The 25,490-nt window shown below is 37.2% G+C and carries 25 protein-coding genes; 15 read left to right on the forward strand and 10 right to left on the reverse strand.

Features of this window, described 5'->3' with window-relative positions; translation table 11 throughout:
• Position 1: 1 nt before the first annotated feature.
• Positions 2 to 1,195 carry a hypothetical protein gene (locus J0L69_06885; GenBank protein MBN8692904.1) on the forward strand — a complete coding sequence of 398 codons (1,194 nt, stop codon included), beginning with the start codon at positions 2 to 4 and terminating at the stop codon, positions 1,193 to 1,195.
• Here J0L69_06885 and J0L69_06890 read toward each other — a convergent pair.
• The 3 genes from J0L69_06890 to J0L69_06900 are packed head-to-tail and all read right to left on the reverse strand — an operon-like array spanning position 1,192 to position 3,895.
• On the reverse strand, positions 1,192 to 2,262 hold the full coding sequence (locus J0L69_06890; protein MBN8692905.1) for a DUF4421 family protein: 1,071 nt from the start codon (positions 2,260 to 2,262) through the stop codon (positions 1,192 to 1,194). The genes J0L69_06885 and J0L69_06890 overlap by 4 nt on opposite strands.
• A gap of 5 nt (positions 2,263 to 2,267) precedes the next feature.
• On the reverse strand, positions 2,268 to 3,134 hold the full coding sequence (gene lipA / locus J0L69_06895; protein ID MBN8692906.1) for a lipoyl synthase: 867 nt from the start codon (positions 3,132 to 3,134) through the stop codon (positions 2,268 to 2,270).
• A gap of 2 nt (positions 3,135 to 3,136) precedes the next feature.
• Positions 3,137 to 3,895 carry a hypothetical protein gene (locus J0L69_06900; protein MBN8692907.1) on the reverse strand — a complete coding sequence of 253 codons (759 nt, stop codon included), beginning with the start codon at positions 3,893 to 3,895 and terminating at the stop codon, positions 3,137 to 3,139.
• Positions 3,896 to 3,960: 65 nt separating this feature from the next.
• Here J0L69_06900 and J0L69_06905 point away from each other — a divergent pair, with 65 nt between their 5' ends.
• Together J0L69_06905 and ung are read left to right on the forward strand one after the other, a co-directional pair.
• Complete coding sequence (locus J0L69_06905; protein MBN8692908.1) at positions 3,961 to 4,368, forward strand: OsmC family protein; 408 nt, start codon at positions 3,961 to 3,963, stop codon at positions 4,366 to 4,368.
• Between the two features lie 296 nt (positions 4,369 to 4,664).
• Positions 4,665 to 5,339: a uracil-DNA glycosylase gene (ung, locus tag J0L69_06910; protein ID MBN8692909.1), complete on the forward strand. Its 675-nt coding sequence runs from the start codon at positions 4,665 to 4,667 to the stop codon at positions 5,337 to 5,339.
• Here the strand turns inward: ung and J0L69_06915 are convergent.
• The 4 genes from J0L69_06915 to recF are packed head-to-tail and all read right to left on the reverse strand — an operon-like array spanning position 5,336 to position 8,683.
• Complete coding sequence (locus J0L69_06915; protein MBN8692910.1) at positions 5,336 to 5,908, reverse strand: DUF1572 domain-containing protein; 573 nt, start codon at positions 5,906 to 5,908, stop codon at positions 5,336 to 5,338. The two genes, ung and J0L69_06915, sit on opposite strands and share 4 nt — an antisense overlap.
• Before the next feature lies 1 nt (position 5,909).
• Entirely contained in the window at positions 5,910 to 7,280 is a 1,371-nt protein-coding gene (locus J0L69_06920) for a M20/M25/M40 family metallo-hydrolase (protein MBN8692911.1), read from the reverse strand.
• A 6-nt stretch (positions 7,281 to 7,286) separates the two neighbouring features.
• Positions 7,287 to 7,577, reverse strand: a complete 291-nt coding sequence (locus J0L69_06925; GenBank protein MBN8692912.1) for a DUF721 domain-containing protein — start codon at positions 7,575 to 7,577, stop codon at positions 7,287 to 7,289.
• Positions 7,577 to 8,683 carry a DNA replication/repair protein RecF gene (gene recF, locus J0L69_06930; protein ID MBN8692913.1) on the reverse strand — a complete coding sequence of 369 codons (1,107 nt, stop codon included), beginning with the start codon at positions 8,681 to 8,683 and terminating at the stop codon, positions 7,577 to 7,579. Before recF ends, J0L69_06925 begins: the two co-directional genes overlap by 1 nt.
• 109 nt (positions 8,684 to 8,792) lie before the next feature.
• Between recF and J0L69_06935 the strand changes: the two genes are divergently transcribed.
• The 3 genes from J0L69_06935 to J0L69_06945 all read left to right on the forward strand — a co-directional run bounded on the left by J0L69_06935 (position 8,793) and on the right by J0L69_06945 (position 11,483).
• On the forward strand, positions 8,793 to 9,566 hold the full coding sequence (locus J0L69_06935; protein MBN8692914.1) for a tetratricopeptide repeat protein: 774 nt from the start codon (positions 8,793 to 8,795) through the stop codon (positions 9,564 to 9,566).
• Positions 9,567 to 9,630: 64 nt separating this feature from the next.
• Positions 9,631 to 10,113, forward strand: a complete 483-nt coding sequence (locus J0L69_06940) for a 6,7-dimethyl-8-ribityllumazine synthase (GenBank protein MBN8692915.1) — start codon at positions 9,631 to 9,633, stop codon at positions 10,111 to 10,113.
• 101 nt (positions 10,114 to 10,214) lie between these two features.
• On the forward strand, positions 10,215 to 11,483 hold the full coding sequence (locus tag J0L69_06945; GenBank protein ID MBN8692916.1) for an adenylosuccinate synthase: 1,269 nt from the start codon (positions 10,215 to 10,217) through the stop codon (positions 11,481 to 11,483).
• Here J0L69_06945 and J0L69_06950 read toward each other — a convergent pair.
• The 3 genes from J0L69_06950 to topA form a co-directional block, all read right to left on the reverse strand.
• Complete coding sequence (locus J0L69_06950) at positions 11,480 to 11,962, reverse strand: hypothetical protein (GenBank protein ID MBN8692917.1); 483 nt, start codon at positions 11,960 to 11,962, stop codon at positions 11,480 to 11,482. The two genes, J0L69_06945 and J0L69_06950, sit on opposite strands and share 4 nt — an antisense overlap.
• A complete protein-coding gene (gene mgtE, locus J0L69_06955; protein MBN8692918.1) occupies positions 11,952 to 13,304 on the reverse strand; it encodes a magnesium transporter in 1,353 nt (450 codons plus the stop codon). Before mgtE ends, J0L69_06950 begins: the two co-directional genes overlap by 11 nt.
• 115 nt (positions 13,305 to 13,419) lie before the next feature.
• Positions 13,420 to 15,945 carry a type I DNA topoisomerase gene (gene topA, locus J0L69_06960; protein ID MBN8692919.1) on the reverse strand — a complete coding sequence of 842 codons (2,526 nt, stop codon included), beginning with the start codon at positions 15,943 to 15,945 and terminating at the stop codon, positions 13,420 to 13,422.
• A gap of 284 nt (positions 15,946 to 16,229) precedes the next feature.
• Between topA and miaB the strand changes: the two genes are divergently transcribed.
• The 9 genes from miaB to J0L69_07005 all read left to right on the forward strand — a co-directional run bounded on the left by miaB (position 16,230) and on the right by J0L69_07005 (position 25,474).
• Positions 16,230 to 17,663, forward strand: a complete 1,434-nt coding sequence (gene miaB, locus J0L69_06965) for a tRNA (N6-isopentenyl adenosine(37)-C2)-methylthiotransferase MiaB (protein ID MBN8692920.1) — start codon at positions 16,230 to 16,232, stop codon at positions 17,661 to 17,663.
• Between the two features lie 71 nt (positions 17,664 to 17,734).
• Entirely contained in the window at positions 17,735 to 18,097 is a 363-nt protein-coding gene (locus J0L69_06970; protein MBN8692921.1) for a four helix bundle protein, read from the forward strand.
• 44 nt (positions 18,098 to 18,141) lie between these two features.
• Positions 18,142 to 19,392, forward strand: a complete 1,251-nt coding sequence (locus tag J0L69_06975) for a sigma 54-interacting transcriptional regulator (GenBank protein ID MBN8692922.1) — start codon at positions 18,142 to 18,144, stop codon at positions 19,390 to 19,392.
• A complete protein-coding gene (locus J0L69_06980) occupies positions 19,393 to 19,896 on the forward strand; it encodes an LptE family protein (protein ID MBN8692923.1) in 504 nt (167 codons plus the stop codon).
• Between the two features lie 32 nt (positions 19,897 to 19,928).
• On the forward strand, positions 19,929 to 20,912 hold the full coding sequence (locus J0L69_06985; protein ID MBN8692924.1) for a hypothetical protein: 984 nt from the start codon (positions 19,929 to 19,931) through the stop codon (positions 20,910 to 20,912).
• Between the two features lie 10 nt (positions 20,913 to 20,922).
• Positions 20,923 to 21,309, forward strand: a complete 387-nt coding sequence (gene secG, locus J0L69_06990; GenBank protein MBN8692925.1) for a preprotein translocase subunit SecG — start codon at positions 20,923 to 20,925, stop codon at positions 21,307 to 21,309.
• A gap of 113 nt (positions 21,310 to 21,422) precedes the next feature.
• Positions 21,423 to 22,691, forward strand: coding sequence for an aspartate kinase (locus tag J0L69_06995; GenBank protein MBN8692926.1), 1,269 nt, complete (start codon positions 21,423 to 21,425; stop codon positions 22,689 to 22,691).
• Positions 22,692 to 22,829: 138 nt separating this feature from the next.
• Positions 22,830 to 23,792 carry a type IX secretion system membrane protein PorP/SprF gene (locus tag J0L69_07000; protein ID MBN8692927.1) on the forward strand — a complete coding sequence of 321 codons (963 nt, stop codon included), beginning with the start codon at positions 22,830 to 22,832 and terminating at the stop codon, positions 23,790 to 23,792.
• Between the two features lie 137 nt (positions 23,793 to 23,929).
• Positions 23,930 to 25,474, forward strand: a complete 1,545-nt coding sequence (locus J0L69_07005) for an SUMF1/EgtB/PvdO family nonheme iron enzyme (protein MBN8692928.1) — start codon at positions 23,930 to 23,932, stop codon at positions 25,472 to 25,474.
• Positions 25,475 to 25,490: the final 16 nt, after the last annotated feature.

Here is a 25,490-nt window from a genome sequence, read left to right on the forward strand (position 1 = left end):
TATGAAAAAGCAGCAGATACAGCATACGCACTGGATGATGTTGTTTGTCTTAATGGCATTCAACTTTTCTTGTTTTTCACAAAGTACAAAAGCAACTAAAAAGAGGAGGGAACCGCGTCATTTTTTTAATACAACCGGCATCATGGATTATTACAATAAGCCGGAAGTTGATTTAAATCTCAAGGATTCTAACAAGGTAAGTAAGCATTTAAAATCGTACGGTATCACACAAACTTGTTTGAATTTTTACGCGCCTGTTGCTACCGCTAATTGGTATAACAAAGACAGTAGCGTGAATTCCAATTTTCATTTATTATTGGCAGGTACCGCGTATTATCTGCAACCAAAATTTAAAGGCATTTCACAACATACCTTAGCTAAATATGGTTTTGGTTTGCGAATGATTTATAATACAGGTAAGCGTTCTATTTTCTTTGTTGAAAGTACGCCTTTCATAACGCAGGATATTACAAAAGGAGCGCAAAGTGAAGCAACGTATCGCATGGCCGGAACCTTGCTTTGGAGTTATTCTCCATCCAAACATTTTAATTTACGATTGGGTGCTACCAAATCATTTTTATATGGTAATAAATTTTGGTTGCCATTCGTAGGATTAAGATTCGGACAAATTGATAAATTTAATTTTAGCGTACAGTTCCCACGCAATGCAAGTATAAATATTCCTTTTAGTCAAGTGGTGCGTATGTCCATTTACACTAAACCACAAGGCGGATTGTTTAATTTTTCCAATAACGACACTATTTATAAAATAAATAATGATAAGACCATCAACTTTGGGCGTTATGAATTGTTAACGGGTGCGCGTTTGGATGTGGTTCCAACTAAATGGTTTAATTTTTATGTGGCTACCGGATTTAGCACACGTAACTATGTTGCTTTTTATTCTAACACGCATAATAAAAATAATAAAAATGCTTTGGGCGAATTTTATTCGAACAACCCTCGCGGAACTATTTTTCTTAACCTGGGCTTGGTATTCAGAATCGGAAGAACAAAATCATACTTGAATAATCAAAACATTTACGAGGCTATTGATATTAATGGAACAATAGATCCGGGTGAGAATAATGTAAATCCGGGCAACGGAAACATTGTTATTCCTAATAAACGAAAAGGAAGTAATTCTTTAAAGCCAACAGAGGTTCAGGATTTAATCGACATCTACGATTTTTAGAATCGTATACCCAATCCAAATTCAATGTTTTGGTAGTACAATCGAATGCGTGATTCTTTAATTGGAATGGTGTTAAATTCAATTCCATAAATAACATTGGCAAAAAAGTTATCGCCGTTATAGCCAAATTGCGCGCGACCGTTTACATAAGTCGGAACGTTAATCCAGAATCGTTTAAAGCTGCTTTGTACATAACTTTGAAACTGAACTCCTGTACCCGCTAATAAAACCGGTGTCAAGTGAAATTTCCCCATTACAAATTGATAGCCGGCACCAAAACTAATGAGTGTAGTTAAGAAATCACCCGCTTGTAATCTGTCAAGATTAGGATAGTTGTCTTTTTGTCCGGGAGGAACAATGTTTGTATCTGTTTCTATTCTCTGATAGCGCTCCGAAATATTTATTAAGAAGGAACCTGCACTTTTCTTTTGTCTTTCTGATTGAGCAAATGCAGCGTTCAATGAAAAGTTCTTGTTGAAATTAAATCCAATGTTTAGTCCACCTTCTATTACATGAAGGTTATTTGATTTGGGATAACCCAACGAATCTTCATTCCAATTCGAATAAAATTTACCGTAATCTTTCAGATAGTAACCTTTGTAATCTCTGTAAAAAAATCCCCAGGAGGTAATTCGTCCCTGAATGTTAATGAAAATATCGGTGTATTTAGTATCGCAATATTGTTTGATGAGTGTTTTATCCGATGGTAATTTAAACGCGGCAGAAACATACACTTTTTTAATTCTTATGGCTGCACCAACAACGCCGGGAATGGAAGGTTTCCAATTGAAATTTTCACCGTTTTTTTTGCGGCTGCTTACATTAAAGATAACGCTTGGGTAAGCAAATTTTGGTTTGAATAAAAAGTTTTTAGGAAACACTTCAATGTTTTCCGGAATTTTCGCTTTTTCTTTTTTCTCTTTCTTCTCTCTTTTCTTTCTCTCTTTCTCGTCTCTCTTTCTTTTCGCTTCCTTTTCTTTCGCTAATTGCTTTTCGTTTCTGGTTTGAGCTAATACACTCCCAAAAGGCATGAATGCAATTAAAAGAAAGAAAATTATTTTTTTCATCTCAATTAAAAAACGTGTTTTTCGGCGTGGTAAGAAGAACGTACCAGCGGACCGCTTTCAACATAACGGAAGCCTTTTTCTAAAGCGTAGTCTTTGTATTTTTTAAAATCGTCAGGATGCACAAAACGCGCTACAGGTAAATGTTTTGGTGTTGGCTGAAGGTATTGTCCGATGGTCATTACATCGCAATTGGAGTTACGTAAATCATCGATGGTTTCATACACTTCCTGATCGGTTTCTCCTAATCCAACCATTAATCCGCTTTTTGTTTTTACACCGGCAGCATTCAGTCGTTTAATCACTTCTAAGCTTCTATCGTATTTCGCTTGAATACGAACTTGCGCGGTTAATCGTCTTACGGTTTCAATGTTATGAGAAACGATGTCGGGTTTCACATCGATGATGCGTTGTAAGTTTTCCCACTTTCCGGCGAAATCAGGAATTAAGCATTCAAATTTTGTTTCAGGACTAATTTCACGAATGGCTTTAATGGTTTCTGCCCATATAATAGAGCCGCCATCTTTTAAATCATCGCGGTCAACGGAAGTAATCACACAATGTTTTACGCCCATTAATTTTACGGAATTCGCAACACGTTTAGGTTCGTCCCAATCCGCGGGTTTTGGTTTTCCGGTTGCAACCGCGCAAAATCCGCAAGAGCGTGTGCAGATATTTCCTAATATCATAAAAGTGGCTGTACCGGCTCCCCAGCACTCACCCATATTTGGGCAGTTTCCGCTTTCGCAAATGGTATGCAGTTTATGTTTGCTTACAATTCCACGTACTTTAAGATATTCTTCACCAATTGGAAGTTTTACACGTAACCAATCCGGTTTTTTTATTTTAGGTGTTGAGGTAATTTCTGATTCCATTTTTAAAACCACTTCTTTCCAAATACAAATCCAACATATAATGTAACTACAATGTTTTCGGCCGGGTTACGAGCCATAATAGGAATAGCACGCGGATAATAATCGCAAGACACACCGGTTTCGATGGCGCGTACCCAATGCGAATATGGTGCATACTCAAAACTCATGTTCAATTTTCCGTGGATTACAGGATACAATTGTAATTCATCAATGCCATCTAAAAACGGACCGCGACCAATTACACTGTCTTGATTAAATGTTTCTTCATTGTATTTCACGGATTGTTTAGTAGGACTAGATCCGGTTGGGTCGTTACGAAAAGTTAAAACATAATAAGGTTTTGCAACGGCTAATCCGCCACCAATGATATAGGAACAACGAATTTCTACGGATTTCCGATCGGCTCTTTTATACAATACATTCTGAATACCGGTTCCAATTCTGAGTAAAGCTACATTATTGATTTTTCCATAAACAAAGCGCTTCGAACCTTCATCACTGCTTTTAACTTTAATTTCTTTAGGATGTCTGAGATTTAAACCTTCAAACTCTAGTAATGATTTTGTTTTAGCGCTAATGTGTTTGCCGCGGCGATATCCTATACCATATCCACGTGTGTGAGCAAAAATTTTAAAAGTGCCCTCGTGACGATATAATACATTCAAGTCTTGCCCTTGTTTTAAAGCCTCCGGTGCACTTTGTGAAAATGCTTTAACCGAAGTTATGAGGGTGAAAATGAAGACTATTCGCTTTAAATACATTGTAACAAAGTTAGACAATTTTGGGGTTTAATCCTACATTTGTTAGAGTGTAAAAAAGCTAAATAATGATAACAAGTACAGTAAAATACCCGGGTGAATTAAGAACGGAAGCTACTCACGTGAAGAGTGGAACAACAATAATTACTGATGCGCCAACGGATAATCATGGTAAGGGCGAGGCATTTTCGCCAACCGATTTAGTGGCAACGGCATTGGCTAGTTGCATGATATCAATAATGGGAATCGTATCCATGAAGGAAGGCATTACAAAAGCGGATGGAGCAACTGCTGAGGTAACGAAAGTAATGTACGCTGACCCAAGAAGAATCGGTGAAATACACGTAACGGTAACCATGCCTAAATTAAATTATTCGGAAAAAGAGAGGAAAATGTATGAACACGCGGCTTTTACCTGTCCGGTTGCGAAGAGTTTACATCCGGATATAAAGCAAGAAATTAAGTTTATTTGGTAAGGGCTTAAATGCAAACAGCCCCGCGAGGGGGCTGTAAAAGTTTTCAAAATCAGCTTTGAAATAAAAAATTAAACTGATTTTTTATATAATGAGCTGTTATCAACTTTAGAATAAGCTGGACATTTTTCGTGTGATTTGCAAGAACTTAAAGTTAGACCTGCTAAAACGAAGGCAGAAGCGAAGATGATTACTTTTTTCATGGTTTTGTTAGTGTTTAGATAGCAAATATAAACTTTTGCTTAAAACTTCAAAAAAAATCTTTTTCACATTGTTAAAAACCCCGGTAAATTCGAAGAATGATAGCACCTAAATTAGAAGAAGGCTGGTTAAATGTTCTCAAGCCTGAATTCGAAAAGCCATATTTTTCAGACTTAAAGTCCTTTTTAGTCAAGGAACGAGAGCAGTTTACTGTTTACCCTCCAGGCAATCGAATTTTCGCGGCCTTTGATTACACACCATTCGAGGAGGTTGAGGTGGTTATTTTGGGTCAGGATCCTTATCATGGACCGGGACAAGCCAACGGTTTGTGTTTTTCGGTGAGTGATGGGGTGAGGCAGCCGCCATCGTTGGTGAATATTTTCAAAGAATTGAAAACTGATGTGGGTTGTGATATTCCTTTAAGCGGTAATCTGGAAAAATGGGCCAAACAGGGCGTGTTTTTGTTAAACGCGACTTTAACCGTGAGAGCAAATACCGCAGGAAGTCATCAAAATAAAGGCTGGGAACAATTCACCGATTCAGTCATCAAAACATTATCCGATAAAAAGGAAAATTTAGTGTTTTTATTATGGGGAAATTACGCCAAAGCCAAAGCTGAATTAATTGATGTCAATAAACATTTGGTTTTAACGGCGGCGCATCCCTCCCCGCTTGCGCGCGGCGCGTTTTTTGGATGTAAACATTTTAGTAAAGCGAACGAGTATCTGGGAGCAAAAGGAAAGAAACCAATTAACTGGTGTCTCGATTTTTAATCTTTCTTCTTTTTTAAATATTCCTCTGTGAAATGTTTCACCGATTTTTCCTGACTGAATTTTTCGGTGTTGTATTCATTCGATTTATTTCTTGGAATCGATAAACTTTTCCAGTCTTCATTCTTAATCATCTTGGCAACAAAAACAATTTGTCCGATATGATAGGGGTAATGCGCTAACTGACGATTAATTGCCTCCATCACTGTATGTCCTTGATTACGGATGTAAATAATTTTCTGTAAATCGTTTTCTGTAAGACTATTGATTGTATTAAAAAAGCAATCCCAACCTTTATTCCAGGTAGCCATTAATTCGGCTTTGGTTTTAATGTCGTTTTCAAATTCTCCATCACGATTTCGCCACTCTTTTTCACCATCACTCGTCAGGAAATCTGTCCAACGTGAAATCATATTGCCACTTAAATGTTTAACGAGGGTGGCAATACTGTTGCTTTCCGCATTGAATTGCCAAAGCAATTTTTCTTCCGGAATTTGTTCAATGGCCTTTTCACCTAAATCTTTGTAATACAAAAACTGGCGTTTAATACTCTCTAAATAGTTTGCGCTCATGTTAACGATATTTATCGATTAAATACATTAAACTTCCGATAGCAGCAGCTCCTAATTCTAACTCACGTTTATTTACTTTATCAAATGTGTCATCAGCTGTGTGATGAATATCAAAATAGCGCTGTCCGTCGGGTTCGTATCCAATGCAAGGAACTCCTTGTTTTTCCAAAGGACCAATATCTGCACCGCCGCCACCTTGATTGATATAAGTTATAAAGTATGGTTTAAATAACGGTAACCAATTACTAACGGTCTGGTACATCCCGGCAGTTGTGTCTACGCCAAAACCACGGGGAGTAAAACCTCCGGCATCGGTTTCAATGGCAGCTATGTGTTTTAGTTTTTTTACTTCCGCTTCTTTTCCATAAGCCTTGCCGCCGCCTAAACCATTTTCTTCATTCATAAATGCAACTGCACGAATACTGTGCTTAGGTTTTACACCTAATTTTTTAAACATGGCTAAAGCTTCAATCGATTGTACAACGCCGGCACCATCATCATGCGCACCTTCACCATTATCCCAACTGTCTAAGTGACCTCCAGTTATAATGTATTCATTTGGTTTTTCACTTCCTTTTATTTCACCGATCACATTAAAGGAAGGTGCATCGGGGAATGATTTACAGTTGGATTTTAAATATAAACTTAACTGCGCGTCTTTCTTTAAATTTTCACTCAGTAAATCCGCAGCTTTAAAGCTCAATGCAAAAGCAGGGATTTTTGTAAGACTCACTGTTGAGTCGTATTTCATGACACCGGTGTGTGGCGAATCATTATCGGATGAGCTCATGCTTCTCACAACTGTTGCTACAGCGCCATACTTCGCCGCTTTAGACGGACCATCGTATCTGTACTTTACAGTTTCACCATAAGAAGTTCCTGTGCGGATGTTTTTGGGATTGAAGAATACATTGTAAAAAACCACTTTTCCTTTGATGTTTTTCTCACCCAGCTGTTCAAGTTCTTCAAAACTTTTTACTTCAATAACAGGCGCGTTTAGTCCATTTACAGGCGTAGCAACTGAACCTCCCAAGGCAATAAGATTCAGAGGTAAAATTGATTTTTGTTTTGAAAAGCGTATTTCGCATTTCTCTTTTTCACCACGTTCCCAATGTGTAACCATGCAGGGTTGTAAATAAACCGTATCGGCTCCTGCATTGTACATAGCTTTTTTAGCCCAGTACACAGCTTGTTCAGCATTCTTGGATCCGCTTAATCTCGGTCCAATTGTTTTGCACAATACTTCCAGACTTTTATAACATTTACTTTCCGTTAAGTAGAAATCATAAATCTTCCGGAGCATCAATGAATCATTGTTTTGTCCAAATGATGAAAGTGAAATAAGGAGTAAAGAAAACTTTAAAAACTTCATAAAAAATTATTTAAATACAATATCGTTAATGAGTCGGCTTCCGCAAAAGCGATTGACATTATCAATGAGTTGTTGTTTATTGAAAGCCAGCTCTTGTTTTAACGCGGCAGATTTAAGCGTTAAAAACATGGTTGTTTCGTGAAAGGAAATTTCCAAAGTTTGTGAAGCGATGTGCTCGCCTGCAATATCTTTCCAGCCATTTTTTACAGTAAAACGACTGATTTTTACATCCAGCTTTTCCTGTTTGAGAAATTCGTTAATGGCATCGCCTACACGTATAAGATTGTTTTTTTTCATCACTTAATTTCTTCTGCAACGCCGTTATCTACTAAAAATATTTTCTTATCGATGGTGTTAAATGCAAATAAGTCTCTGATTCGATCAGGGTGAGTATCTGTTATAAAAATCTGTCCGAATTCATCGCCACTCACCAATTCAATTAGTTTTCTGAATCTTGTTTCGTCTAATTTATCATAAACATCATCCAATAAAAGAAGAGGTTTTGTGTGTTTTTTGTTTTTGATGAATTCGAATTGAGCCAGTTTCAATGCCAATAAATACGATTTTTGTTGTCCTTGTGACGCGAATTTTTTCAGACTGAAACCATTCACCATAAATTCCAAATCATCTTTATGCGGACCCACCGTTGTGTAATGCAAAATGCGGTCGCGCTCAAGTGAAGTAAGAACAGCAGTTTTGTAATCGCGTTCACCAATGGAAGATTCGTATTCGAGTGTTACATTTTCGCGACTTTCGCTGATGTGAGCGTAATGTTTGTTAAAGAGAGGGATAAATTCCTTTAAAAAATCCTTACGTATTTCGAGAATACTTTTTCCGTGGAGTATCAATTGTTCGTCCCAAATTTCCAGAGTTACTGAATCGAAAGCGCGGGATTCATAAAACTGTTTTAAGAGCGCGTTTCTTTGTTTTAGTACCTGGTTATAAGCAATTAGTTTTTCGAGATAAACCTTATCGTATTGTGAAATGATGCCATCGATAAATTTCCGGCGAGTTTCACTGGTTCCGTTAATGAGTTCGGCGTCGGCCGGTGAAATCATCACCAGCGGATACATTCCAATGTGTTCAGATAGGCGCTCGTACTCCTTTTTATCGTGTTTGAATACTTTCTTTTGATTTCTTTTTTGACCACAATAAACCTCCGTATTTTCCCCGTTACGGTTATAGAATCCCTGAATCACAAAAAAGCCTTCCCCGTGCTTAATGTTCTGGCTATCGATGCTGTTAAAAAAGCTCTTGCAAAAGGAGAGGTAATGAATGGCGTCTAAAATATTGGTTTTACCCATTCCGTTGTTACCCACTAAACAGTTCATTTTTTCACTGAAATGGAGGGTAATATCAGAATAGTTCTTAAAATTGATGAGTGTGAGTTGCTTTAAAACCATTGAATTTCAGGTAAATTTAAGCCATTTTTACGGGTATTAGCCGCTTTAAAATAAATTTCTGAATTAAAAATAAAAAATCTATTTTTGCACCTTAAATTTAGTGGATAAAATGGCCGAACTTAAAGACGAAAACCAGGTTGAAAACGTTGAGACCAACGAAAACGAAGTAGCTTATGAGGAGGTTGCGGAGGAAAAATCATCCAAAGCAGTAGACCCTACCTTGGAAGGACTTCAGTTTTTCTATGAGAGCAACAAAAAAATGATCAATTACGTAGGTGGCGGATTAGCTGTCATCATCGCGTTATTTGTTGGTTATAAATTTTACTGGTTACCCGATAAAGAAAAAGAAGCAGCGAATGAGATTTTCTTCGCTCAACATTATTTTGAAAGAGATAGTTTCAATCTAGCCCTAAGAGGCGGTGTAATGGTTCGTAATGCTGATGGTGATAAAACCATGATGGGTTTCGAGCAAATCGCGGATGAATACAGCATTACTTCAGTTGGAAGTCTTGCACACTATTACGCAGGAATTTGTTGTTTACGTACCGGACAGTTTGAAAAAGCTATTGAACATTTGCAACAATATAACGGAGATGATTTAATGGTTGCTCCGGTTGCTTTAGGCGCTATTGGCGATGCTAACATGGAATTGAATCGTGTGGATGAAGCGTTAAAGTTTTATTTAAAGGCTTCTGAGAAAAACAGCAATAATTTTACAACACCAATTTATTTAAAGAAAGCTGCATTTGCTTACGAATTAAAAAGCAATTATACTGAAGCTTTAAATGTTTACGAGCGTATTAAAAGAGAATACCCTCGCAGTGGTGAAGCAAAAGAAATTGAAAAGTATATCGCTAAGGTTAGAACCTTAGGTAACTTATAAACAAAAAGAAACTCAATTGTCAGCCGCGGTTTTACCGCGGCTGATTCATTTTAAGGAAATTGTAATGTCTAGTCAGAATAGAAATTTATCGAGTGTAGAAGGCAGCGAAGTAAAAAGCGCAGCCGATTTTACTTTTGGAATTGTATGGGCCGAATGGAATCATGAAGTGACATACGCGCTTTATAAAGGCGCTTACGATACCTTGGTGAAATTTGGAGCAAAGCCTGAGAATATCATTTCTAAAACCGTTCCGGGAAGTTTTGAGCTTACGTTGGGAGCACAATGGTTAGCAGAGCAAAAAAAAGTGGATGCAGTTATTGCCATTGGTTGCGTTATTCAAGGTGAAACACGTCATTTTGATTTTATTTGCGATGCCGTTGCAAATGGAATAACGAGCCTTAATATAAAATTCAACAAGCCGGTTATATTCGGAGTTTTAACACCGGATAACCACCAACAAGCCATTGATAGAGCTGGAGGCAGGCATGGTAATAAGGGAGATGAAGCTGCAATAACAGCAATAAAAATGCTTCATTTTGGAAGATAGTTTCTGGCTATAATCAAAGTCTTAACTTTTCAACATTTATTTAAAAACAACGATTTAAGAGGAATTTTAATGATAAATTTACCTCTTTAATAATTGATACTATGCCAAATGTTGATGTATTGTTAGGCCTTCAGTGGGGCGATGAAGGAAAAGGAAAAATTGTTGATGTTCTAACACCTGAATATGATATTATTGCACGCTTTCAAGGCGGACCAAACGCAGGGCATACTCTTGAATTTAATGGAATAAAGCATGTGTTACATACAATTCCAAGTGGGATTTTTCATCCGACTGCGCAAAATATCGTTGGGAATGGTGTTGTAATTGATCCTGTGATTTTTAAAAAAGAGATTGATGCTTTATTAAAGTTAGGTGTCGATGTAAAAACAAAATTATTAATTTCTAAACGCGCACATTTAATTTTACCAACGCACCGTTTAATTGATGCGGCAAGCGAGGCTTCAAAAGGAAAAAATAAAATTGGTTCTACTTTAAAAGGAATTGGACCAACCTATATGGATAAAACCGGACGTAATGGCTTACGTATAGGTGACATCGAAGCAAAGGATTTTAAAGAAAAGTATAACACACTTGTAGAAAAGCATAAGCAAATTTTATCGTTTTATAATTACGAATATAATTTACAAGAACTGGAGCCGGCATGGTTCGAAAGTATTGAGGCATTAAAGAACTTACAATTTATCGAAAGCGAACATTTTTTAAACAATGCATTAGCTTCCGGTAAAAAAATATTAGCAGAGGGCGCGCAGGGTTCTTTATTGGATATTGATTTTGGTTCTTATCCTTTTGTAACTTCTTCTAACACGGTTTGCTCTGGTGCTTGCAGCGGATTAGGTATTGCGCCTAATCGCATAGGTAATGTAATAGGTATTTTCAAGGCATATTGCACACGCGTGGGCAGCGGACCATTTCCAACTGAGCTGAACGATGAAACCGGAGAAAAAATCCGTCAGATAGGCCGCGAATTTGGTTCTACTACCGGTCGCGCACGTCGTACAGGTTGGTTAGATTTACCGGCATTAAAATATGCGATTATGATTAATGGTGTTACGGAGTTGATGATGATGAAAGCGGACGTGCTTTCAGATTTTGATACGCTAAAAGTGTGTACACACTATAATTATAACGGACAAGTTATCGACTTTTTACCTTACGATATAGATACACGTTATTTAACACCAATTTATCAGGAGGTGAAAGGTTGGAATTGCGACTTAACTAAAATCACTAAGAAGGAAGATATGCCGCAAGCACTTGCTGATTATGTGAAATACATTGAGAATGCAGTGAAAACTCCAATCACCATTGTGTCGATTGGTCCTGACAGAACTCAAACCATCAAGCTTTAATTGAACTGAATTTCGTAGGTTTTAAAATTGTAATCGGCTCTGATTTTTAATTGGCCGTCTTTGGTTAATTTTAAAACTTTCCAGCTTAGGCGCGCCTGAAAAATATTTTCCGCGCCAAAATCTTCATTCACGGGATGAAAGATGATTGCCACTTCTTTTTTTGTTTTCGAAAATGTAAAGGAGCCCTCTCCTAAATCACTGCTTATTTCTTTATTAGAGTTGTCGTAGTTAAAATGGAGTGATAATGCATCATCCAGTTTTTGTCCGCAATAATTGTAAGGAAATGTACTGTAGAGATTTTTATAGTAAGGCATTAAATCTTGTCCATTAGCTGTATAAGAAGTGATGCGCCCTCCTTTAAAAACCTTTTCTGCATTTTTAAACCAAAGTGTATTCTCCGGATATTTTTTACATCCTGAGAAGGTAACAATCATAACCAGTGTTATGAATACCAATGTGCTTTTTGATTTATAATACATGATATAATAAACGGCCCACTAAAAAATAAATAGTTATTCCGATGATGTCATTGAGTGTGGTTACAAACGGGCCTGTTGCTAATGCAGGATTAATTTTAAAGCGATTCATTGTTAGAGGAACAAATGTGCCAAGGAAAGAAGCGCATAAAATAACAGCGAATAAAGCGATGCTTACTGTTGCGGCTAATTTCCAACTTTCGATCATAAACGAGTAAGCCCAAATAAGAGAAGAACAAATCAATCCATTAATAACACCAACACCAAGTTCTTTTAAAAGTTTGTTAGAGATGGTGTCGCCAAGCAAAGTATTATTAGCAAGCCCTTGCACAATTATGGCTGAAGATTGTACACCAACATTTCCTCCCATCGCACCAATGAGCGGAATGAAAAATGCCATCTCCGGATGAATTTGAATTTGATTTTCGTAATTACCAATAATGCGTGAGCCAATAATTCCGCCGCACATACCAACCAAAAGCCAAGGAATACGCGCGCGTGACAAACGCCATAAGCGGTCGTTACTATCTACATCATCAGAGATACCACTCATGATTTGAATGTCTTTCTCAGCTTCTTCACGGATCACGTCTACCACATCGTCAATCGTAATTCTACCTACTAATCTTCCTAATTGATCAATAACAGGAAGAACAACTAAGTCATATTTCTGCATTAGTTCAGAAACTTCCTCACTGGTTGCGGAAGTTTTTACATAGTGAACATCCGGCTCTACAATTTCATCGAGACGAGTGAGAGGGTGTGAAATAATTAATTTCTTAAGCGAAAGCATACCGATGAGTTTTTTATTTTCATCGATAACATAAACGGCATACATTACATCCACGCTATCCGTTTGTTTACGTATTTCATCAATACAAGTGCCAACAGTATCATTAATGTAAACGCAAACTAATTCTTTCGCCATTAAAGAGCCCGCTGTCCCTTCTTCATAGCTGAGGAGGTCAGCAATGTCACTGGCTTGATCAATATCTTCTATGTGTGAGAGTACTTCTTCCTGAATTTCTTCCGGTAATTCATTGATAACGTCAGCCGCGTCATCACTCTCCATGTTGTCGAGTTGTTCTGCAATTTCTTTGGTAGAGAAAGTACTTAAAAGCTCTTCACGTTTTTCTTCTTCTAATTCGGTAAGTACATCCGCCGCAACTTGTTCTTCCAATAAATCATAGAGGTAACTGGCTTCATTTAAATCAAGTTGATTGATTACAATAGCAATATCGGCTGCATACAATTCATGCAGTTGATCTTTTAAGTAGCCACTGTTTTTTTGAGCAATGGATTCTTTTAATTGATCAATGTATTCGGATGTTATTTCTATTTCCATCGACATTGCTCTGCAAAAGTAGGGAAATAAATGTAAAAACGATTTAACCTTACTATCAATAAAAAAGTCGGAAGAAAGCATCTTCCGACCTTAACCGGACTGGTCCGGCTTTATTTTATTTCTTTTTCGCTGCCTTTTTAGGAGCTGATTTTTTAACTGTTTTTTTAGCGGTCACTTTTTTCGGACTCGCTTTTTTGGCAGCTGCTTTTTTAACTGCGGGAGTTATTGCTTTTTTAGCGGAACCTTTCTTTACTACCTTGAGTTTTTTTGGTTCTTCCTTGGCAGCGGCTTTCCCTTTAGTTTTACTTTTTCCTTTAAAACCGGCTTTGAATTTGCTGTTTTCTACAGCCTGTTCGTAAGCATCAATACCTCCGATAATTTCTACAATATCACCGAATTTTAGTTTTGAAGGTTCTTTGTCTTTAGGAATTTTGAAGAAAGCTTTTCCTAATATAATGCATGGTCCCCAACGACCATTAATGACTTTTAAATCCGGATTTTCATCAAATGTTTTGATGATTTTTGCAGCGTCTTTTTCGCGTTTCGCTTTAATTAATTCAACGCAACGATCACCGGTTACAGTATACGGATCATCTTCTTTGGTAAGCGAAGTAAAGGCGTTGTTATGTACAACATATGGTCCGAAACGCCCAATCCCAACTTTCATTTCTTTACCTTCAAATTCACCAACAATGCGAGGCATTTTAAATAACAGTAAAGCATCTTCCAGCGTAATGGTTTCCATGCGCTGATCTTTACGTAAGCTGGCAAATTGTGGTTTCTCTCCTGTTTTTTCGTTCGCTTCCCCAATTTGAGCTAAAGGTCCAAATCGTCCGATACGCACAATCACTTTTTTCTTACTCACCGGATCAATTCCTAACTCGCGTTCACCGCTTTGGCGCTCGCTATTATCAATTGTCTTCTCAACAGTTTTATGGAATGGTTTGTAAAATTCCTTCAGCATTTTGGTCCAATCCAATTTGCCTTCAGCAATTTCATCAAACTCTTCTTCCACTTTTGCGGTGAAATGGAAATCTAAAATATCAGGGAAATATTGGAGTAAAAAATCATTTACTACCATGCCTATATCCGTAGGAAATAGTTTTGATTTTTCAGCACCGGTATTTTCGGTTTTAATTTCTTTTTGAATAGTGTTTTTCGCGAGTGTTAAGTTCACATAATTACGTGGTGTTCCTTCGCGATCGGTTTTCTCAACGTAATTACGTTTTTGGACAGTAGAAATAGTTGGAGCGTAAGTAGAAGGACGGCCGATTCCTAACTCTTCTAATTTTTTTACCAAACTTGCCTCTGTATAGCGAGGTGGGTGATGCGTGAAACGTTGCGTTGCGGAAATTTCCTGACTGATTAATTTATCTCCAACTTTCATTGGAGGAAGCATCGATGAGTTTTCTTCATTCTCTTCATCATCGGTACTCTCCATGTAGACTTTAAGGAAACCGTCGAATTTCAACACTTCTCCTTGTGCTACAAACGTTTCTGTAGTTGTAGAAATCGTGATTTTCGCTGTAGTTTTCTCTAATTCTGCATCACTCATTTGCGACGCAATAGTACGTTTCCAAATTAAATCGTATAAACGCACTTCATTTCTTTCGCCCTCAATTTCTGTAACAGAAATATAAGTAGGACGGATAGCTTCGTGAGCCTCCTGCGCGCCTTTACTTTTATTTTTATACTGACGTGGTTGGTAATATTTTTCGCCGTAATTAGCATGAATCGCTTTATGCGCCTGGTCGATGGCGGTTTCAGATAAATTCACACTGTCGGTACGCATATAAGTAATCTTCCCTGCTTCGTATAAACGTTGCGCCAACATCATGGTTTGCGCTACAGAATAGCCTAATTTACGTGCAGCTTCCTGTTGTAAAGTAGAAGTTGTAAATGGAGCAGCAGGCGAACGTTTAGCAGGTTTAGTTTCTAAACTGCCAATAGAAAAATTAGCGTTTTTACATTTTTCCAAAAATGCCTGCGCTTCTTTTTCTGTATTGAAACGTTTGTCTAATTCCGCTTTTAAAATAGCTGAACCCACTTTAAATAAAGCCACTACTTTAAAGGCTGAAGTTGATTGGAAATTTTGAATTTCTCTTTCTCTTTCAACAATTAAACGTACCGCCACACTTTGAACACGGCCTGCAGATAAACTCGGACGAACTTTACGCCATAAAATCGGTGATAATTCAAAACCTACTAATCGGTCTAATACACGACGAGCTTGTTGTGCATTTACCAAATTAATATCGATTGATCTTGGATTTTGAATAGCTTTTTGAATGGCCGGTTTTGTGATTTCGTGAAAAACAATTCGTTTGGTTTTCTTTTTATCTAAACCTAAAGTTTCAAATAAATGCCATGATATAGCTTCTCCTTCGCGGTCCTCATCGGATGCTAACCAAACCATTTCGGCATTTTTACTAAGCTTCTTTAATTCGGCAATTACTTTTTCTTTATCCGGTTGTACCTCGTAGGTGGGAGTAAAATTATTATCAATGTCAACCCCGTAACCCTTCTTCACCAAATCGCGGATATGTCCGAAACTTGATTTTACAGTAAAGTCCTTCCCTAAGAATCCTTCGATGGTTTTTGCTTTGGCCGGTGACTCAACAATAACTAAGTTTTTACTCATATTATATATGTATAGAAATGTATGTGCCGATTTTTTCCTCTTGATTTTTACAAGAATTTAATAATCAGCTGATTAGTCTGTTTTTAATGATTTCAATTTTCGTGTTTTATCGGTAAAAAACCGTAAAAATCAGTTTTTGGGCTTCATTAAAAAGTGTGCAAAGAAAAAAAATAAAATCCGAATTCACCAAATCGTTTATTTAACCGCCTGGTAATCCGTTAAAAAACTAAAATATGTCAAAATGACACATTAATGTCGTAACTTTGTGGTTTTAGTAAAGATAAATGGACTTTGAGAACAAAATAATCGACGAAAGCAGGCAAGGTGAGGCGTTGATAAAAGATGGAAACAATGAGGGAAGCAAAAAACTATTCCTCGAAAGTTATGGATGCCAGATGAATTTTGCCGACAGCGAAATTGTGGCTTCCATATTAATAGATAAGGGTTATACTACCACTCAAAATTATGAAGAGGCAGATATTATTTTTGTAAATACATGTGCCATTCGTGAAAATGCAGAATCGCGCGTTCGTCAGCGTTTACAAGATTATAAAAAGGTAAAACAGAAAAATCCAGATGCCTTAGTAGGTGTTTTGGGTTGTATGGCTGAGCGTTTAAAATCACAATTTTTAGAAGAAGAAAAATTAGTGGATATCGTGGTTGGGCCGGATGCTTACCGTGATTTACCAAATCTGATTGAAACAGCCGAGAGCGGTCAGAAGGCAATTAATGTTATATTAAGTAAAGAAGAAACTTACGCGGATATTAGTCCGATGCGCCTCGATAAAAATGGCGTGAGTGCTTTTATCAGTATCATGCGTGGTTGTGATAACATGTGTAGTTTTTGTGTAGTGCCGTTTACACGCGGAAGAGAACGAAGCAGAAATCCTGAAAGTATCGTAAAAGAAGCAAAGGAAGCATTTGATGCAGGATACAGAGAAGTTACTTTATTAGGACAAAATGTAGATTCCTATGTGTGGGCCGGTGGAGGATTGAAAAAAGAAATTTTAACGGAGGAGCAAAAGGCGAACGCTGTAAACTTTGCTCATTTATTGGAAATGGTCGCTAAAATTCATCCTGATTTACGTGTGAGATTTTCTACATCGCACCCAAAAGATATGACGGATGAGGTATTGCACACCATGGCAAAGTACGAGAATATTTGTAAATACATTCATCTTCCTGTTCAGAGCGGAAATAGTGTAGTGCTTGAAAGAATGAACAGAGGTTATTCACGCGAATGGTATTTAGATAGAATAAAAGCTATCCGTACAATTATGCCGGATTGTGGGATAAGTACAGATGTAATTACAGGATTTTGCGGAGAGACCGAAGAGCAACATCAAGATACCGTTTCTTTAATTAAAGAAGTGAAGTACGATTTCGCCTATATGTTTATGTATAGTGAGCGTCCGAAAACTCTGGCGGAACGAAAATTTAAAGATGATATTCCTGAAGATGTGAAGAAAAGAAGATTACAGGAAGTGGTGAGTCTGCAAATGGAACACAGCGCTTATCATACAAATAAAGCGGTTGGTAAAACATTTAAAGTATTAGTTGAAGGCGTTAGTAAGAAGAATAAAGAAGAATTGTTCGGACGTAATTCTCAAAACACTGTAATTGTTTTTCCTGCAGGCAATCACAAAAAGGGAGATTATGTAAATGTAAAAGTGAATCGTTGTACAGCTACTACTTTAATTGGTGAAGTAGAGAGTTAGAGGTAAGAATCAGGATAAAAGGAAACAAGAACCAGGACAATAAGAAGCAAGACTATAAGAATCGAGAGGTCATGAATAAGCATAATTTTAAAAAACTTGTTATCTGGCAAAAAGGAATGGATTTAAGTGATATGGTATTCGAATATTGTGCAACGCTTCCAAATAACGAACGGTTCAATCTAATTGATCAGTTAAACAGATGTTCAGTTTCTATTCCATCAAACATTGCTGAAGGTTCAGGAAAAAGAACAAAAAATCATTTCGCGGAGTTTCTTTCTACAGCCTTAACATCTAGCTATGAAATGGAAACACAACTGTTAATCTGTCAAAGGAGAAAATATGGTGACAGGAAAAAATTAGATAAAATTTTGGATTCAGTTTCCGAATTACAAAAGATGATATATAACTTTAGAGAAACAATATTGAAAAATTAAGCGTCTTGATTCTATCAGTCATGACTCTTGCATTAATATAACAAATGAACATTCAAGATATAAAACAACGATTTGGAATAATTGGTTCTAATCAATTACTTGAAAGAGCTATTGATATCGCCCGACAGGTGGCGCCTACTGATTTAAATGTTTTAATTAATGGAGAGAGCGGAACCGGTAAAGAAGTATTTCCGCAAATCATTCATCAAAATAGTTCGCGTAAACACGGACAATATATTGCTGTGAACTGCGGTGCTATTCCCGAAGGAACTATAGACAGTGAGTTATTTGGTCACGAGAAAGGTTCATTTACCGGCGCAACGGAAGCACGCAAGGGTTACTTTGAAGTAGCTAACGGAGGAACCATTTTCTTGGATGAGGTTGGTGAGTTACCACTTGCTACTCAAGCACGTTTGCTGCGTATTTTAGAAACCGGTGAATACATAAAAGTTGGTAGCAGTAAAGTTCAAAAAACAGATGTGCGTGTAATTGCCGCAACAAACATTAATTTTTTTAAAGCTATTGAAAAAGGTAAGTTCAGAGAGGATTTGTATTACCGATTAAACACCGTTCCGATTTATTTACCACCCTTAAGAGAACGTAAAGAAGATATTCACTTGCTCTTCAGAAAATTTGCAAGCGATTTTGCAGCGAAATACCGAATGCCGGTTATTAAATTGACATCCGATGCAGAGCAGATTTTGATCAATTATTATTGGCCGGGTAATGTGCGTCAGCTGAAAAACATCACCGAACAAATTTCCATTATTGAAAAAAACAGAGAGATTAATGCCGATGTGTTGCTTACCTATTTACCAAATTATGGTGTAAACAATTTACCTGTGTTGAGCCGAAACGAAGCAGCACAATCTAACATCGATATCAACGAGCGCGATATCTTTTATAAAGTGTTGGTGGATATGAAAAAGGATTTAAACGATTTGAAGAAAGTGGTGCATGATATTGTATTGGCTTCACAAGGACAAATCAGCGGAATTAGTAATGATGATGTACAGATAGTAAATCGATTATACAATGAAGTAGCAGCAGAAAATGAATTGCCTGTAACGACACCTTCTGTTTCTGTACATCCGGTTACCATTCACAAAAAGGCCGACGGAATTAATTTACCGATTGAAGTGGAAGAATCACTTTCGTTACAAGACAAAGAAATTGATATGATTAAACGTGCCTTGAAAAAACACAAAGGCAAACGAAAATACGCGGCACAAGAATTAGGAATAAGTGAGCGAACATTGTATAGAAAAATTAACGAGTATAAAATTGCCGAGTAAGTGAAGAAGATAATTTATTTATTGATACTGGTTAGTTTGGGAATTGCGTCCTGTAAGGTGAAGTATTCACTAAGTGGTGCAACCATTCCGCCTGAAGCAAAAACTATTTCGGTTGCTTTCTTTGCCAATAACACAACATTAGGTGCCCCAAGTTTATCTCAACGCTTTACGGAAAAATTGCGCGACATGGTTTCATCGCAAACTAACTTGGCACTCATGAGTCAGAATGGAGATTTGCAGTTTGAAGGATTTATTGCCGATTATAACATTGCACCGGTTGCAGTTCAGAGTACCGACCAAGCGAGTTTAAACAGATTAACGATAAGTGTGAATGTGAAATACAGCAACCGTTTTGAAGCCACCAAAAATTTCGAGCAATCTTTTACCCGTTTTGCGGATTACAGCAGTCAGAAATCCATTGAATCAATGGAGCCTGAATTAGTTCAGGAAATTTTCAGACAAATTACAGAAGACGTTTTTAACCGTGCGTTTAATAATTGGTAAATCTTCCATTAAAAATGTATCTTTGAGTTAAGGTGAAGCAAAACGAATTCATAAACCTATTGTCCAATCCTGCCAATGCAGGTTCAAACGATTTGGCGAGTTTGCAGGAATTGAAAAAGCAGTTTCCGTTTTTTCATTCGGCGCACATGTTGCTCACCTTAGTTTCTCGAAAATATGATAGCGGACTGTATCAGCAAACACTCAAACAAACAGCTATCAGTATACCAAATCGCGCGAGATTACATTCTTTACTTAATGAGTTTGTGAGTAAGCCAAGCATTGAGATAAAAGATGAGGTTAAAAACGAAACGATTCAACCGATAATTGATACAAAGAAGGAAGCCAAGGAAAAGGTTTCGGAAATTGATCACTTAAAAGCCATTGAATTATCTGCAGAAGCCAAGGAAGAAGAATTAAACAAATTAGTTGAGAAGGAAATTCAGAAGGATATTATAACAGCATTTGTAGAGAAGGAAGTTTTAAAAACCCCTGACTGGTATAAGAAGCAAGAAGCAACGCACGATAAGGAACCAATTACTCATTTAACGGAAAGCAAAAAAGAGGAGGAAGCTCCACAGATATCTTCCGGAAGTTTTTCGGATTGGTTGCAAGCACTCAAGAAAGCCGATAGAGTGGAAGAGAAGCCGGTGACGAAGGATAAAAGCGAAGAAGAAAAATTAGAAAAGAAGCTCAAAACGGAAGTTAAACCTATTGCAGAAAAAGATAAAATTGAGAAGAAGGCGAAACAACAATCCATCATTGATAAAATCATTGAAGTAAATCCTTCTACGATTCGTCTCGACCCGAATCAGCGTTTCTTTGCCGCGGATACCAAGGCAAAGGAAAGCTTAATTGAAAACGAAGAGCTTGTAACAGAAACACTTGCAAAGATTTATGCCCTTCAGGGAAATATTTCCAAAGCTGTTCGAGCCTATGAAATATTAAGTTTGAAATTTCCACAAAAAAGTGCTTACTTTGCAACCCTTATTCAGAATTTAAAGAAACAGAACCAATAAATAATACAATATGTTTTTATCAATTATTTTAATCATCGTTTGCTCACTTTTAATTTTAGTGGTGTTGATGCAAAACTCTAAAGGTGGCGGAATTTCAAGTCAGTTCAGTGGTGCAAATCAAATTATGGGTGTTCGTCGCGGAGCGGATGTGATTGAAAAAGCAACATGGACCTTAGCAATAGCATTATTAGTTTTAAGTTTATTAATGACTCCAAAGATGGGTGATACCAGTGATGCTGCGTCAAAGCCAACTGAGTCTGTAACTCGTAAAAAAGCAGCTGGTGCAGTAATGCCTCAGCAAGCTCCTGCTCAGCAGGCACCCCAACAAGCTAATACACCGGCGCCTCCTGCAGGTGATGGTGCCGCACACAGCGAAGGTGATGGACATCAGCATTAATCTTTAAAAAATTAAACCCCGGATTTCCGGGGTTTTTTATTTGTTGTAATTGTGACAAGTATCAATGCATCGCTTTACAATCAAAATACCTATTTTTGAAATCAAATATTTCTATGCAAGTTTTTAAATTCGGAGGAGCATCGGTAAAAGATGCAGCAGCAGTAAAAAATGTTGCTGAGGTTTTAAAGAAGTATGCTAATAAACCAACGGTCGTGGTTATTTCAGCCATGGGAAAAACAACCAATGGTTTGGAAAATTTAGTGAATGCTTATTTTAAGAAAACAGGAAACGCCGACTCTGAATTGCAAAAAATCAAAGACTATCATTTTCAAATTATAGGTGAATTATTTCCGGCTAAAAATCATCCGGTTTATAATGAAATTGAAAACACTTTTGTTGAACTCAATTGGATTATTGAAGATGAACCGGTAGGAAATTATAATCAAGAGTATGATCAAATTGTTTGCATGGGCGAAATTATTTCTACAAAAATTGTTTCTGCTTACCTGAATGAAATTGGTGTTAAGAATAAATGGATGGATGCGCGCGGAATTATTCAAACGGATAATACGTATCGTGAGGGAAAGGTTAATTATGAATTAAGTGAATCGTTGGTGAAGTCGCAGTTAATGCCGCAATTCGACAACAGTAAGATTGTGATTACACAAGGATTTATTGGTGGAACATCAGAAAATTTCACGACCACGTTAGGACGCGAAGGTTCTGATTATACAGCTGCATTATTAGCCTATTTTACCAATGCTGAAAGTGTAACTATTTGGAAAGATGTAGATGGAGTACTGAATGCCGATCCGAAATGGTTCAAAAACACGAAAAAGATAGACGAACTAAGTTACTATGACGCCATTGAGTTAACATACTACGGCGCAACGGTAATACATCCAAAAACAATCAAGCCTTTACAGAATAAAAACATCCCATTGTATGTTAAGTCATTCTTGAATCCGGATAAGAGCGGAACAATTATTCATGATGGAGGAAAAAGATTACCAATTCCGGGATACATTTTCAAAGTAAATCAAATGCTGATTTCTATTCAGCCTAAGGATTTTTCATTTATTGCAGAAGATAATTTAAGTTCCATCTTCGAATTGTTTTCGAAATACGGTGTGAAAATTCACGTGATGCAGAATTCTGCAATAAACTTCACCGTTTGTACTGATTATGATGAACAAAAAACAGTTCCGTTAATCGATGATCTACAAAAACAATTTAAAGTGCTTTACAACACCGGGGTTGAGCTCTTAACAATCCGTAATTACGATCAGGAAACCATAAATAAGCTTACCGAAAACAAGAATATACTTCTGGAGTTAAAATCCAGAAACACAGCACAGTTAGTTATGACTGATATTCAGTAAGTTATAGCAAGCGTCTGTAATGTAATCTTTTTAACAAAAAATAGGGGCCTGCGTTTGTTTTTTAAAATTCTTTAACTAATTTAGTGCCCTAAGTATATTCAGCATAAAGTGCTGATTTAAAATTTAAACCAATAAAAAATGAAAAAACTATTTACTAAAGTTGTAGTAGCAGTAGCTGGCTTTTCAAGTGTTTTAATGGCTCAGCAAGATCCTCAATTCACTCAGTTCATGCATAGCAAGTTAATCTATAACCCAGGTTATGCGGGAACAAGTAATGCCATTTGTGCAAACGTTTTGTATCGTAAGCAGTGGGTTAATTTCCCTGGTGCTCCATCTACAGGATTATTAAGTGCAGATATGCGTGTTATTCCGGCTTTAGGTGTTGGTATTAATTTTATGAATGATGCTATCGGAGCAGACAAAACGAACTTCTTCCGTGTAGCAGCAGCCTACAATAAAGATATGATGAGCGGTACTTTAGGTGCCGGTATCGATGTAGGTATCTTACAAAAGTCAATTAATAATGATTGGATTGCTCCGGAGCCTGGGAAGGCTGATTCTTATATCCCTGGTTATTCAGCTACATCAGGCGGAACAGCGAATCCTGGTTTAAATAAAGTTACTTACGACTTAGGTTTTGGTTTGTATTTTCATATCCCTGGTAAAATGTATGTAGGTTTATCATCTACTCACTTACCGGCTCAAACATTAAAAGGTGGCGATAAAATCACTTTTGAAATGGCACGTCACTATTACGTAATTGGAGGTTATACTTTCCCAATTAATCCACGTAATGATGTTAGCGCTAACGTTAAAGTTAAGTCTGATGCTGCTACAACTCAGTTAGACGTTAACTTAACATATGAATACGATAAATTCATCTGGTTAGGTGTTTCTTACCGTATGGAAGATGCTATCGCTCCGATGTTAGGTGCACGTTTATTAAAAGACAAATCATTAAAAATAGGGTACTCATATGACCTTCCGATGTCAAAAATCAAAGGCCATACATCTGGTACTCATGAGATTATGTTAGGTTATTGTATGGTTAAGAAGACCGCAAAACCTACCGTACATGGTAACGTTCGATTCTTGGAATAATAAAAATTGTAACCTTTTCAAAAATCTTACGTTAAAACCACTTTACCAGACTTTTTGTTATATTTGTTCAAAACTTGTTAATAACACAAAAGTGTAACTAAAATCTGGTAAAAAGGTTATAAACTAAAACAACAATTATGAAAAAACTATTGGTATTAGCTTCATTTGTTGCGGTCGTTACCGGTTGTAATAAAAAAACCGGTGAGTTGGTTGGTGTAGGAGGCCGCGAACCCTGGTATCAGCCCGATCCTTACGGTACCTTGTACATCCCAATGGGGAGCTATCACATGGGTCCAAGTGACGAAGAAGTTACTATGGCTCATACTGCCAAATCTAAAATGGTTTCGGTTCAGGCGTTCTATATTGATGATTCCGAAATCTCCAATAATGAGTACCGCCAATTCGTTTATTGGGTGCGTGACTCTATTGCTCGTAAGTTATTAGCTTTTGGTTCTAACCCTGAGGCCGAAGACTTCCAGATCTCTCAAGAGGACTTCTTAGAAGTATGGCCTATATATAAAGGTGATAACAATCTTCAAGATCCATATATTAACTGGGAAAAGCGTATCAACTGGGACAGTCCGGATGAAGATTACCGTGCCGATTTACAACCATTATATTTACCGGAAGTAGAACGTTTCTATAACCGTAAAGAAATCGATACTCGTAAATTAAACTACGAATACTACCGTATCGATATTCGTTTAGCAGCTTCTAAGTCTAATCGTTTCCGCCCTCAAAAGTCACCTGATATTCAGGATGCGGCTCATGAGTATAAGAAAGCTGATTATATTAATGGTGTTGTATTAAATGATGGTCAAAATGGTGCTCCCGGTTCTCCTTCAACTCCAGTAGGTGATCCTGGTAAAGATCCAAAAACTTTAGGTACCTATAATGTATCTGATCAGGTTTCTGTAGGTCAAGGTAATTATGTTCCGCGCGAACGTAAAGGTGTTGACCGCTCTGTATTTATCATTAAAGATATTATCAACGTTTACCCTGATACATTAGCATGGGTACACGATTATACGTACTCTTTCAATGAGCCAATGACGAATATGTATTTCTGGCATCCGGCTTACGACCAATACCCAGTTGTTGGTGTAACCTGGAAGCAAGCTCGTGCATTCTCTATTTGGCGTTCATTATTATTAAACAACTTCTTAATCGGTACTGGTCAGTCTATCGTTAACGATTTCCGTTTACCAACTGAAAGTGAGTGGGAGAGAGCGGCTCGTGGTGATTTAGATTTATCTCCATACCCTTGGGGTGGTCCTTATTTACGTAATGCTCGCGGATGTTTCTTAGGTAACTTTAAGCCAATGCGTGGTTCTTATATTGATGACGGTGGTTTCCATTCAGTATATATCTACTCTTATAACCCTAACGATTTCGGTTTATATTGTATGGCCGGGAACGTGTCTGAGTGGACAAGTAATGCATTTGATGAATCAGCTTATGATTTTGAACATGACTTGAACCCTGATTATGTATACGAAGCTCAGGATAAAGACGCAAACGTATTAAAGCGTAAAGTTATTCGTGGTGGAAGCTGGAAGGATATCGGATATTACTTACAAAATTCAACTAGAACTTACGAATATCAGGATACAGCGAAATGTTATATTGGTTTCCGTAACGTAATGACTTATTTAGGCCGTTCAAAAGGTGACGATATTTAATTGAAAAAATCAAACA

The organism is Bacteroidota bacterium (assembly GCA_017303905.1).
In the GTDB taxonomy this organism is placed as follows: Bacteria; Bacteroidota; Bacteroidia; order B-17B0; family Aurantibacillaceae; genus JAHEYG01.

Excerpts from the sequence above, each read along its gene's own strand:
- J0L69_06885 (MBN8692904.1), top strand. The coding sequence starts at position 2 with ATGAAAAAGCAGCAGATACAGCATACGCACTGGATGATGTTGTTTGTC.
- J0L69_06890 (MBN8692905.1), bottom strand. The coding sequence starts at position 2,262 with ATGAAAAAAATAATTTTCTTTCTTTTAATTGCATTCATGCCTTTTGGG.
- lipA (MBN8692906.1), bottom strand. The coding sequence starts at position 3,134 with ATGGAATCAGAAATTACCTCAACACCTAAAATAAAAAAACCGGATTGG.
- J0L69_06900 (MBN8692907.1), bottom strand. The coding sequence starts at position 3,895 with ATGTATTTAAAGCGAATAGTCTTCATTTTCACCCTCATAACTTCGGTT.
- J0L69_06905 (MBN8692908.1), top strand. The coding sequence starts at position 3,961 with ATGATAACAAGTACAGTAAAATACCCGGGTGAATTAAGAACGGAAGCT.
- ung (MBN8692909.1), top strand. The coding sequence starts at position 4,665 with ATGATAGCACCTAAATTAGAAGAAGGCTGGTTAAATGTTCTCAAGCCT.
- J0L69_06915 (MBN8692910.1), bottom strand. The coding sequence starts at position 5,908 with ATGAGCGCAAACTATTTAGAGAGTATTAAACGCCAGTTTTTGTATTAC.
- J0L69_06920 (MBN8692911.1), bottom strand. The coding sequence starts at position 7,280 with ATGAAGTTTTTAAAGTTTTCTTTACTCCTTATTTCACTTTCATCATTT.
- J0L69_06925 (MBN8692912.1), bottom strand. The coding sequence starts at position 7,577 with ATGAAAAAAAACAATCTTATACGTGTAGGCGATGCCATTAACGAATTT.
- recF (MBN8692913.1), bottom strand. The coding sequence starts at position 8,683 with ATGGTTTTAAAGCAACTCACACTCATCAATTTTAAGAACTATTCTGAT.
- J0L69_06935 (MBN8692914.1), top strand. The coding sequence starts at position 8,793 with ATGGCCGAACTTAAAGACGAAAACCAGGTTGAAAACGTTGAGACCAAC.
- J0L69_06940 (MBN8692915.1), top strand. The coding sequence starts at position 9,631 with ATGTCTAGTCAGAATAGAAATTTATCGAGTGTAGAAGGCAGCGAAGTA.
- J0L69_06945 (MBN8692916.1), top strand. The coding sequence starts at position 10,215 with ATGCCAAATGTTGATGTATTGTTAGGCCTTCAGTGGGGCGATGAAGGA.
- J0L69_06950 (MBN8692917.1), bottom strand. The coding sequence starts at position 11,962 with ATGTATTATAAATCAAAAAGCACATTGGTATTCATAACACTGGTTATG.
- mgtE (MBN8692918.1), bottom strand. The coding sequence starts at position 13,304 with ATGGAAATAGAAATAACATCCGAATACATTGATCAATTAAAAGAATCC.
- topA (MBN8692919.1), bottom strand. The coding sequence starts at position 15,945 with ATGAGTAAAAACTTAGTTATTGTTGAGTCACCGGCCAAAGCAAAAACC.
- miaB (MBN8692920.1), top strand. The coding sequence starts at position 16,230 with ATGGACTTTGAGAACAAAATAATCGACGAAAGCAGGCAAGGTGAGGCG.
- J0L69_06970 (MBN8692921.1), top strand. The coding sequence starts at position 17,735 with ATGAATAAGCATAATTTTAAAAAACTTGTTATCTGGCAAAAAGGAATG.
- J0L69_06975 (MBN8692922.1), top strand. The coding sequence starts at position 18,142 with ATGAACATTCAAGATATAAAACAACGATTTGGAATAATTGGTTCTAAT.
- secG (MBN8692925.1), top strand. The coding sequence starts at position 20,923 with ATGTTTTTATCAATTATTTTAATCATCGTTTGCTCACTTTTAATTTTA.
- J0L69_06995 (MBN8692926.1), top strand. The coding sequence starts at position 21,423 with ATGCAAGTTTTTAAATTCGGAGGAGCATCGGTAAAAGATGCAGCAGCA.
- J0L69_07000 (MBN8692927.1), top strand. The coding sequence starts at position 22,830 with ATGAAAAAACTATTTACTAAAGTTGTAGTAGCAGTAGCTGGCTTTTCA.
- J0L69_07005 (MBN8692928.1), top strand. The coding sequence starts at position 23,930 with ATGAAAAAACTATTGGTATTAGCTTCATTTGTTGCGGTCGTTACCGGT.